This window comes from Mixta sp. (genome assembly GCF_024610815.1).
Lineage (GTDB): Bacteria > Pseudomonadota > Gammaproteobacteria > Enterobacterales > Enterobacteriaceae > Mixta > Mixta calida.
In genome coordinates this window covers 1-4,813 of the sequence record NZ_JANION010000188.1, presented here as the reverse complement: position 1 = coordinate 4,813, position 4,813 = coordinate 1, and the positions used below count along the sequence as shown (strand labels likewise).

Below are 4,813 nucleotides of genomic sequence, written 5' to 3'. Positions count from 1 at the left end.
CAATTTTACGACGGGTGAAAATGGTCATTGAATGAGTCCCTGTTAAAGTAATAAACCGTTGCTCAACGCGCCGGGCGTGCGGCGACGCGGGTAGCGCGAGTCGGCGTAAAAAAGAGCAGCAGCGCCGGAATAAGATAAATCAGCCATACCACCACTTCGCTGACGCTGGGCGCTTCCTGATAACCCAGCAGGCTTTCCAGCAGCGTGCCGAACAACGTATGAGTGGAGAGCGTCGCGCTAAGATCGAACGCCACCGACTGATAATGATTCCACAGCCCCGCTTCATGGAAAGCGCGGATCGCGCCTGCGGCCAGGCCAGCGGCGACAAAAATGATAAACAGGCTGGTCCATTTAAAGAATTTCGCCAGGTTGAGCCTGACGCCGCCCCAGTAAATCAGCGCGCCGATCGCCGCCGCGCATAACAGGCCCAGCACCGCGCCGACCGGCGGTGCCAGCCCAACATCCTGGGTAAAGGCGGCCAGCAGGAAAAAGACCGACTCCAGCCCTTCGCGCGCCACGGCGAGAAATACCATCAACACCAGCGCCCAGCCGTTATTGCCGCCCTTCTGCAACGCCTGATCGACCGCCTCCTCCAGCTGCGCCTTTACGTTGCGCGAAACTTTGCGCATCCAGAAGACCATCCAGGTGAGGATCACCACCGCAATCACCGCCACGATCCCTTCAAACAGCTCCTGCTGCTTTTGCGGGAATTCGCCGGTGGTGGCGTTGATAAACAGGCCCAGCGCCAGGCAGAGCGCGGCGGCGATAAATACGCCCGCCCACATGGCGCCAAACCAGCGCGTGCGCTGGGTGCGCTTCAGATAGCTGGCGATCAGGCTGACGATCAGAGCTGCTTCCAGGCCTTCGCGCAGCATAATTAAAAACGGGACGAACATGGGGTTTCCTCTGGCAGATCCGCTTTACGTAAACCGGCGTAAAGAAGCGTAAATCTAAACGATACCGATTATCATTATCGGCAAGAAAAAAACAAGTCACCCGCGGTGATTATTTGTAGGGAGGCACGAAAAGCTGGAGCAGTGAGGAAAAACGCCATACGCGGAAGCGCTGAAGACGCGCCTTGCTTACTGATGGGATAACCGATGGTCAGGCGCTCTGGCGGATGCGCCTGAATAAAAAAGGGCGCGCTACTGGCGCCCAAACGTCAGGATCAGTCCGGCCATATTGCTCGGCCCGGACTGGCGATTGCCGCAAAGTAGCCAGGGAAAACCAGTAACAGCGCATTGATATGCAGCATTATTTCTCCTTGATAAATAGCGTTCCGTCAGGGCGGCAGCGCTGCGCGCAGAGTGCGCCTCGTTTAGCGAAAACGCCGCACCTCATCCCGCGTCAGGCCGATGTCCTTCAGGCGTTCATCCGACATGCGCGCCAGAATGCGTCGGGTACGCTGCCGTTTTATCCACTGCTTGATCGCACGCGCCGGCGCGAGCAGTAAGGCAAGGCTAATCGGCTTGCCGCTGCGGTTTGCTTCATATTCCATGACGCTCTCCTCTTGGTGTTGACTAAATAGAGTGTCGCGCGTCAGGCCCTTACCATACAGAGGCAAAAATTACTTTTAATTAACATACAGAGTGAAGCATAGTGATATTGAATGGCGTTACCTCATTCGATCTGTACTGTTTTCTCTTTAGCATTTTTTACGGAGGCATACATGACGCGTTATCAGCATCTGGCCGACCTGCTTGCCGAGCGCATTGAGCGCGGTCTTTATCGCAGCGGCGAACGTTTGCCTTCGGTGCGCACGCTGAGTCAGGAACATGGCGTCAGCATCAGCACCGTTCAGCAGGCCTATTACCTGCTGGAGGAGAAACGGCTGATCACGCCGCAGCCGCGTTCCGGCTACTTCGTCGCCCCCAGTAAAGCCGCGCCGCCTCTGCCCGCGCTGACGCGACCGGCGCAGCGACCGGTAGAGATTACCCAGTGGGACGCGGTGCTGGATCTGTTGAGCGGACGCATGGAGGAAGAGAATATGCTGCAGCTGGGCAGCGGCACGCCCGATATCTGCCAGCCGACCCTGAAGCCGCTGTGGAAGATTATCGGCAGGCTGGCGCAAAAGCAGGATGCGCGCCTGCTGGATTACGACACGCTGTATGGCGTAAAGGCGCTGCGTGAAGAGGTGGCGCGGCTGGCTATCGACAGCGGCTGCCAGCTCAGCGCGGACGATATCGTGATTACCACCGGCTGTCATGAAGCGCTGTCGATTGCGGTGCGCGCTGTTTGTCAGCCTGGCGATATCATCGCCGTCGAATCGCCCACGTTCCACGGCACCATGCAGACACTGCGCGGCTTCGGCCTACGCGCCATCGAGATCCCTACCGACGCCGTGACCGGCATCAGCCTGGAGGCCCTTGAGCTGGCTTTCGAGCAGTGGCCGGTCAAAGCGGTGGTGGTGGTGCCCAACTGCAATAATCCGCTTGGGTTTATTATGCCGGAGGCGCGCAAGCGGGCGCTGCTGACGCTGGCGCAGCGCTTCGACGCGGCGATTATCGAGGATGACGTCTACGGCGAGCTGGCCTGGGAATATCCGCGTCCGATCACCATTAAATCGTTGGATCACGACGGACGGGTACTGCTCTGCAGCTCCTTCTCCAAAACCATGGCGCCCGGCCTGCGCGTCGGCTGGATGGCTCCTGGCCGTTACCGCGATCGCGCGCTGCATATGAAATATATCGTTACCGGATCCACCGCCACGCAAACCCAGGCGGCGGTGGCGGAATTTATTCGACAGGGCTACTATCTGCCGCATCTGCGCCGTATGCGCCATCTTTATCAGCGTAACTACGAAACGCTGAGCTGCTGGGTGCGCCGCTATTTCCCCTGCGGAATTTGCGTATCGCGGCCGCAGGGCGGTTTTTTGATGTGGATTGAGCTGCCGGAAGCCTTTGACGCGGTGTTGCTGAACAGGACGCTGCGCGAGTCGAAAATTCAGATCGCCGTCGGCTCGCTGTTTTCCGCCTCAGGCAAATATCGCAATTGCCTGCGCCTGAACTTCGGCCTGACGCTGAACGATGCGACCGAACAGGCGATCGTCACGCTGGCGCAGGCGGTTGAACGCGCCATGCGCGCCTGTAGCCATTAAACGGTGAAGCAGGCGAACGGGCGCGCTGCCCGTTCGCCTGCGGCGTTCACGCGCCGCATCTTCTCGCCTGGCGCGACGCTTTGGAGCCTTTCCTTTAGCCCTGCGCCCAGACGCGCTGGCCGTTCACCTGCTGATTGCCCGACCGGGCGGTCTGCGCGGCGTTCATCACCTGGCCGGCGCCCTGCTGAACGCCTTCCTTTACGCCCTCTTTCACGCCCTGCTTCAGGCCCTCTTTCAGCCCGGCGGTCAGCGCGGCGCGGCCCGCCGTGGCCGCGAGGCCAGCTGCGCCGACGCCCGGAATCAGCACCGACAACCCGGTGGCGACATAGCTGAGAATATCCAGCAGCTTAAAGATGCCGCCGCCGCGCTGCTTCTTCGCATCGGGCTGCGTCTCCTGACCGCTGGCCATCTCCTCCTGCGCAGCAAGCTCATCCGCTGTGGTGGGCGCGTTAGCCAACTGCGGCGCGGCGGCGACCTGGTTGGAGCCTTTGCGTATAAAGGCGTCGAGATCGCCCTTGCCGATGTTATGGTCGTTGGCCTTGTTGAAGAAGTTGCCGCCCGCGCCGTGCTTGCCGTTGTCGAGCATTGAAAACAACATCGAATTCGGCTGGCTCAGCAGGTTGGCCGCGTCGCGCACCTCCTGACTGTTGTTAGGGTCGTTGGCGATTTTCACCAGCTTGTCCGGCTTGATACCGCCGTCCCTGAAGAAGATATCCTGATTATTTTTGATCGTCTCGATGGCCTTGCTCTCTTGCGGCGAAAGCTTGACGTTGTAGGCGGCCAGGTCACAGAGGCGATCGCGCGAGATGCTCGCGTTGGGATCGTCCTTGCCGGTGAACTGCTGCCATTCTGCTGGGTGGTCAGTGAAATATTTCGCGGCGGCGGCGACCTGCGGCGGACATTTCCCCATATCCTGCGAGCCGTCGGCGATCTTCTGCAACGTCTCCATACTGACCTTTTTCGGCAGGCTCTCCGAATAAAGGTAAAGCTCACGCATAGCGTCGTTGCCGCTCATCTCGCGGGCAGGCGAGCCGGGCCTGGCGTCGGAAGGCACATAGTCGTGGGTATAGATCTCTGCTTTGGCGTCGGCATATTGACGGATAGCGGGATTTTCCTGCCACTTACGGATATCCTTCGCGCTGATTTTGCCGTCGCTTTTGCCGTTTTTGGCCGGATCGATCGCTTCAAACATCCCAGGGTTGTTCAGCAGCGTATCCAGCGCCTTTTTAGCGTCGCTCGGCGTTTGCGGGTCATCGCGCAGCTTCGCCAGTCCTTCCCGATCCTGCGGCTTTTTAAGCAAATCTTCATGGCGGCCCAGCGTGGTGATCGCCTGCTCGAACGACATCGGGCCGCCCTGCGCGCCATTGACGCCTTGCTCGCCGCCGCTCTGCGGCCAGGCGGTGACGCCGGAGCCGGTGATGCTGGAGAGCAAATCGCCGAACAGCGAGGCGATCAGCTGCCCCAGCAGCGGCGTATCAGCGAGAGCGTTTGATTGCGGCAGGTCAGCGCTTTGTCGCGGCGTCGGCAGTGAGCCGACGATGTTTTGCCTCTGCGGCGCAACGAAAGCGAGACCGTTCGCCGGGCCGCCCTTTGCGCTCGTCTGCAGCGGCGCGGCGGCGTTTTTACCGGGCGACTCGGCATCGCGCGGCGCAGTAAAACCGGATGGTGAAAAGCCTGAAAGGCGCATGGTTTCTCCCTACTCTTACTTTTACGTGT

General features: G+C 59.9%; 4 protein-coding genes. 1 reads left to right on the top strand and 3 read right to left on the bottom strand.

From position 1 onward, the window contains the following. Window positions 1–62: 62 nt before the first annotated feature. Together efeU and MYY08_RS14080 are read right to left on the bottom strand one after the other, a co-directional pair. Window positions 63–896 (bottom strand): iron uptake transporter permease EfeU, encoded by an 834-nt coding sequence (gene efeU / locus MYY08_RS14085; RefSeq protein ID WP_084971400.1) that lies wholly within the window; start codon window positions 894–896, stop codon window positions 63–65. Window positions 897–1,318: 422 nt separating this feature from the next. Then, window positions 1,319–1,498 (bottom strand): DUF1127 domain-containing protein, encoded by a 180-nt coding sequence (locus MYY08_RS14080; protein WP_084971398.1) that lies wholly within the window; start codon window positions 1,496–1,498, stop codon window positions 1,319–1,321. A gap of 171 nt (window positions 1,499–1,669) precedes the next feature. Between MYY08_RS14080 and MYY08_RS14075 the strand changes: the two genes are divergently transcribed. After that, complete coding sequence (locus tag MYY08_RS14075) at window positions 1,670–3,097, top strand: aminotransferase-like domain-containing protein (RefSeq protein WP_038625530.1); 1,428 nt, start codon at window positions 1,670–1,672, stop codon at window positions 3,095–3,097. Window positions 3,098–3,191: 94 nt separating this feature from the next. Here MYY08_RS14075 and MYY08_RS14070 read toward each other — a convergent pair whose 3' ends face one another. Next, window positions 3,192–4,784: an HrpF/NolX family T3SS translocon protein gene (locus MYY08_RS14070; protein WP_288014633.1), complete on the bottom strand. Its 1,593-nt coding sequence runs from the start codon at window positions 4,782–4,784 to the stop codon at window positions 3,192–3,194. Window positions 4,785–4,813 lie beyond the last annotated feature (29 nt).

What these genes read in the sequence shown, in the direction of transcription:
- efeU (WP_084971400.1), bottom strand. Translation starts at nt 896, where the DNA reads ATGTTCGTCCCGTTTTTAATTATGCTGCGCGAAGGCCTGGAAGCAGCT.
- MYY08_RS14080 (WP_084971398.1), bottom strand. Translation starts at nt 1,498, where the DNA reads ATGGAATATGAAGCAAACCGCAGCGGCAAGCCGATTAGCCTTGCCTTA.
- MYY08_RS14075 (WP_038625530.1), top strand. Translation starts at nt 1,670, where the DNA reads ATGACGCGTTATCAGCATCTGGCCGACCTGCTTGCCGAGCGCATTGAG.
- MYY08_RS14070 (WP_288014633.1), bottom strand. Translation starts at nt 4,784, where the DNA reads ATGCGCCTTTCAGGCTTTTCACCATCCGGTTTTACTGCGCCGCGCGAT.